Origin of the sequence: Streptomyces sp. LS1784 (assembly GCF_020103755.1) — a bacterium.
Taxonomy (GTDB): Bacteria; Actinomycetota; Actinomycetes; order Streptomycetales; family Streptomycetaceae; genus Kitasatospora.
The window spans coordinates 1-3352 of sequence record NZ_JAHSQD010000741.1 but is presented as its reverse complement, the minus strand read 5'-3'; the positions used below and the strand labels follow the sequence as shown (position 1 = coordinate 3352).

The 3352-nt window shown below is 73.9% G+C and carries 2 protein-coding genes; one reads left to right on the top strand and one right to left on the bottom strand.

Translation table 11 applies throughout. The annotated features are described in order from the left end of the window. Positions 1-59 precede the first annotated feature (59 nt). Positions 60-2339 carry an FdhF/YdeP family oxidoreductase gene (locus KS423_RS41590; protein WP_224284913.1) on the bottom strand — a complete coding sequence of 760 codons (2280 nt, stop codon included), beginning with the start codon at positions 2337-2339 and terminating at the stop codon, positions 60-62. A 187-nt stretch (positions 2340-2526) separates the two neighbouring features. Here KS423_RS41590 and KS423_RS41585 point away from each other — a divergent pair. Next, the coding region (locus tag KS423_RS41585; protein WP_224284912.1) for a serine/threonine-protein kinase at positions 2527-3352 on the top strand (826 nt) is incomplete at its 3' end.

The following is a 3352-nucleotide window of genomic DNA, read 5'->3' as shown; positions in this document are numbered from 1 at the left end:
CGTGGGGCGGCCTCCGCGCTGTCCGGGGCCGGGCGGCCGGCGGGGTGTGCTCCGGGCGGCTACTCGCCGCTGTCGGGGGCGAAGCGGATCACGACGGCCTTGGAGGTGGGGGTGTTGCTGATGTCGGCGGTGGAGTCGAGCGGCACCAGGACGTTGGTCTCGGGGTAGTAGGCCGCCGCGCCACCGCGGGCGACGGGGTAGTGGACGACCCGGAAGTGCGGGGCGCGGCGCTCCACGCCGTCGCTCCACTCGCTGACCAGGTCGACGTACCGGCCGTCGACGAGCCCGAGTTCGTCGGCGTCGGCGGGGTTGACCAGGACCACCCGGCGGCCGCCCTTGATGCCGCGGTAGCGGTCGTCGAGGCCGTAGACGGTGGTGTTGTACTGGTCGTGCGAGCGCAGGGTCTGGAGCAGCAGCCGGCCCGGCGGGACCTCGGGGGCGGTCAGCGGGTTGACGGAGAAGTTGGCCTTGCCGGTCGCGGTCGGGAAGGTGCGGGAGTCCCGGGGGCCGTGCGGCAGGGTGAAGCCGCCGGGGCGGCGGACCTTGTCGTTGTAGTCCTCGAAGCCCGGGACGACGCGGGCGATCCGGTCCCGCAGGGTGTCGTAGTCGGTGGCGAAGTCCTCCCACGGCACGGTGTCCTGCGGTCCGAGCACGGTGCGGGCGAGCCGGCAGACGATCGCGGTCTCGGAGAGCAGGCCGGGCGCCGGCGGGCGCAGGCCGCCGCGCGAGGCGTGCACCTGGCCCATCGAGTCCTCGACGCTGACGAACTGGGCGCCGCGCGCGGTGACGTCCCGGTCGGTGCGGCCCAGGGTCGGCAGGATCAGGGCGCGGGCGCCGGTGACCACGTGCGAGCGGTTGAGCTTGGTGGAGACGTGGACGGTCAGCCGGCAGCGGCGCATCGCGGCCTCGGTGACCTCGGTGTCCGGGGTGGCCGCGACGAAGTTGCCGCCCATCGCGAAGAAGACCCCGACCTTGCCGTCGCGCATCGCGCGAATGGTGTCCACCGCGTCGAGGCCGTGCTCGCGCGGCGGCTCGAAGCCGAACTCCCCGCCCAGTGCGTCCAGGAAGGCGGTGGTGGGGCGCTCGAAGATGCCCATCGTCCGGTCGCCCTGGACGTTGCTGTGTCCGCGCACCGGGCAGACCCCGGCGCCGGGGCGGCCGACGTTGCCGCGCAGCAGCAGGAAGTTGACCACCTCGCGGATGGTCGGCACGGCGTGCTTGTGCTGGGTGAGGCCCATCGCCCAGCAGACGATGATCTTCTTCGAGCCCAGCACCAGCCGGCCGAGCTCCTCGATCTGCTCCCAGGGCAGGCCGGTCGCGGCGAGCACCTCGTCGCGGTCGGTCTTCCGCGCCTGGGCCTCGAACTCCTCGAAGCCGTGGCAGTGTTCGGCGACGAAGGCGCGGTCGACGCCGTCCTGCTCCAGGACGATCCGGTTCAGCGCGCGGAACAGCGCGAGGTCGCCGCCGAGGCGGATCTGCAGGAAGAGGTCGGTCAGCTTGGTGCCGTGGCCGACCAGGCCGCGCGCGTGCTGCGGGTTCTTGAACCGCTCCAGGCCCGCCTCCGGCAGCGGGTTGACGCTGACGATGGTGGCGCCGGCCCGCTTGGCGCGCTCCAGCGCGGAGAGCATCCGGGGGTGGTTGGTGCCCGGGTTCTGACCGGCCACGATGATCAGGTCGGCCTGGTAGAGGTCCTTCAGGCCGACGCTGCCCTTGCCGACGCCGAGCGTCTCGGTGAGTGCCGAGCCGGAGGACTCGTGGCACAGGTTGGAGCAGTCCGGCAGGTTGTTGGTGCCGAGCCGGCGGGCGAACAGCTGGTACGCGAAGGCGGCCTCGTTGCTGGTCCGGCCGGAGGTGTAGAAGGCGGCGCCGTCCGGGGTGTCCAGGGCCTTCAGCTCCTCGGCGATCAGCGCGAAGGCGTCGTCCCAGGAGACCGGCGTGTAGTGGGTGGCGCCCTCGTCGAGCAGCATCGGCCGGGTGAGCCGGCCCTGCTGGCCCAGCCAGTAGCCGGAGCGCTCGGCCAGGTCGGCGACCGGGTGGGCGGCGAAGAACTCGGCGCGGATGCGGCGCTCGGTGGCCTCCTCGGCGACGGCCTTGGCGCCGTTCTCGCAGAACTCGGCGGTGTGGGTCCTGTCCGGCTCCGGCCAGGCGCAGCCGGGGCAGTCGAAACCGTTCGGCTGGTTGATCTTGAGCAGGGTGGACAGGGCGCGGCGGGCGCCCATCTGCTCGGCGGCCATCCGCAGACTGTGGCCGACGGCGGGCAGCCCGGCGGCCGCGTGCTGGGGCGCGGACACCTCGGGGGCGTCCTGCGCCGGGTCGCTCTGCGGGGCCTGCTTGGCCATGGCCGCTCTCCTCGGGCTCTGCTGGTCCGAGCCGCCGCACCGTCGCGGGGCTGACGGCCCATCCTTCCACCCGGGGCCCGTCGCGTGGAGCCCCGCGGGGTCCGCGAACGTCGGGGAGGCAGGCCCTGGCCGTGTCGGGGGAGGGCCGTCGGTAGAGTCTGGGCGTCATGGCGGGAGGGGAGGGCGCGTGCGAGTCGGGGACGTCCTGGACGGCCGGTACGAGCTGGTGGAGAAGCTCGGACAGGGCGGGTTCGGGGTGGTGTGGCGGTCCCGGGACACCCGGATGGGGCGGCCGGTGGCGGTCAAGGTCATCGGTCACCACGGCGGCGACCGGGCGAAGGCCGCGCTGCGGTTCGTCCGGGAGGCCGGTGCGGCCGGCAACCTCTCGCACCCGCACATCGTCACGGTGCACGACCTCGGGCAGTGCGAGCTCGGCGGCCAGGAGGTCACCTACCTGGTGATGGAACTGCTCACCGGCCGCACTCTGACCGAGGTGCTGCGGGACGGGCTGCCGGAGCCGGAGCAGAGCCTGCGCTGGGGGCGGCAGATCAGCGGCGCGCTGGCGGCGGCGCACGACGCGGGCGTGGTGCACCGGGACATCAAGCCGGACAACGTGATGATCACCGACGCCGGGCGGCTGAAGGTGCTGGACTTCGGCATCGCGCAGCTGGACACCGGCGCGGGCGGGCTGACCACCACCGGGACGATCGTCGGCAGCCCGGCGTACATGGCGCCGGAGCGGTGGACCGGCGGCCGGGTGGACGGCCGGGCCGACCTCTACGCGCTGGGTTGCGTGCTGGTCGAACTCTTCACCGGGGCGCGGCCGTTCGGCGGGGACTCGACGCCGGTGCTGATGTACCAGCACCTCAACGAGGCGCCCGCGCCGCTGGACCCGGCGCAGTTCGGGCTGCCGTCGCAGGTGGCCGGGCTGGTCGCGGAGCTGCTGGCCAAGGATCCGGCGGACCGGCCGGCCGACGCCCGTACGGTCGAGCGGCGGCTCGCCGCGCCGGCCG

What these genes read in the sequence shown, in the direction of transcription:
- KS423_RS41590 (WP_224284913.1), bottom strand. Translation starts at nt 2,339, where the DNA reads ATGGCCAAGCAGGCCCCGCAGAGCGACCCGGCGCAGGACGCCCCCGAG.